This is a genomic window from Polaribacter sp. 20A6 (assembly GCF_011378915.1).
GTDB lineage: Bacteria > Bacteroidota > Bacteroidia > Flavobacteriales > Flavobacteriaceae > Polaribacter > Polaribacter sejongensis.
Genome location: NZ_WTPZ01000030.1, coordinates 1 through 1,376, shown reverse-complemented (window position 1 = coordinate 1,376; position 1,376 = coordinate 1). Strand labels below are relative to the sequence as shown.

The following is a 1,376-nucleotide window of genomic DNA, read 5'->3' as shown; positions in this document are numbered from 1 at the left end:
AAAGTTGCGATTTTTATGAACGGCTATTTTCCGCAGGAAAATTGAAGTGAGTAAAAATGCAACTGCCTTCGGTTAAGCTAAAAATAAGCAATTTTTTATACACGGTGTTGCCTAAAGTTGTTTTTTTATTTTTCCAATCTTACTTATTATTTTCTAAATTCAGCGTTCGAGTGAAAATTCCGCAACATTTTATATTTTTTTGATTTTCAATAAATTCTCAGCCTTTCTAAATTTTCACTTTAAGATAATTTCGCACAGTTTTTACTCCACATTTTGCTTAATTCCGCTATTTTGGTTTTTCAGCGTTTGAGTGTTTTCTCACGTGCTTAATTCCGACAACAATTTTTACTTTATTTAATTTTCAGAAAATTCTCAGCCTTTCTAAATTATGTTTTAGAGAAAATTCCGCACAGTTTTTGTTCTGTATTTTACTCAATTCCGCAAAGTTCAGTTTTTATATTCTCATTTTCTTGAACTTTTTAAATTCTATAAAAAACGAACAAAATTCTTTCAGAATTTTCCAATCTTCAGAGAGTGTTAAACTTTTAAAATTCAAGAGTTTTATTTGTTTATTTTTTCAGAAGTTTGAGTGATCTGAACAATTTTTGGCAACGTTGTTGTGTATGATTAGTTGCGTTGTTTAAGCAGTGAATTTACTAAATAAAATACGAACGGCGAAATTCCGGAGGAATTTCCCAAGTGAGCTAAAACCAGCAATTAATTATACACGGTGTTGGCAACTGGCTTTTTATTATTTCAGTCTTTTTTTTGTTGATATTTTAACTAATTCAACAAATTCTTCTTTAGAATACTCGGAAATTTTATTTTGGTCTGTAATTATTTTCACACCTTGAATTTTATTTCTGTCAAAGTTTTTAATAAATTCTTTACTTACTATTTTATCATCCAAAAAGTAAATTCGTTTAATTTCGTGTATTGATGATATATCTAATTTTTTCAGTTGGGATTCTCTAGTAGTTAATAATACGACTCCAAATTTATCTTTACTTCCATATATTTTCGTTTTTCCACTTTGGATAAATTCTATATTATATATTTCATTTTTTTCTATAGAAAACCAACCATTTGACATATTTTCATATTCAATTTGTACTCCGTCAAAGAGAATCATAGGGTTTTCATTGAGAGAATGTTCAACTTTCAATGAGTCAATATAGTTTGTTAGGTAAGTATTTGTATGTTCTATTGTGCGTTCCGTTTTTCTTTCCGTATTTTCTTTACAAGATGATAAACTTAAAATCAGAACTATAATTATTAATTGTAACTTCATTTTTTGCTTGTTGCCAACGTTGTTGTATAAGCTTTGTTGCGTTGTTTAAGCAGTGAATTTAGTAAATAAAACACGAACGGCGAAA

The 1,376-nt window shown here is 28.2% G+C and carries 1 protein-coding gene; it reads right to left on the bottom strand.

From position 1 onward, the window contains the following. Window positions 1-751: 751 nt before the first annotated feature. Entirely contained in the window at window positions 752-1,291 is a 540-nt protein-coding gene (locus GQS57_RS18225; RefSeq protein ID WP_165734401.1) for a hypothetical protein, read from the bottom strand. Window positions 1,292-1,376: the final 85 nt, after the last annotated feature.

Bases quoted from the DNA above. Each gene is read 5' to 3' on its own strand.
- GQS57_RS18225 (WP_165734401.1), bottom strand. From the start codon at position 1,291: ATGAAGTTACAATTAATAATTATAGTTCTGATTTTAAGTTTATCATCT.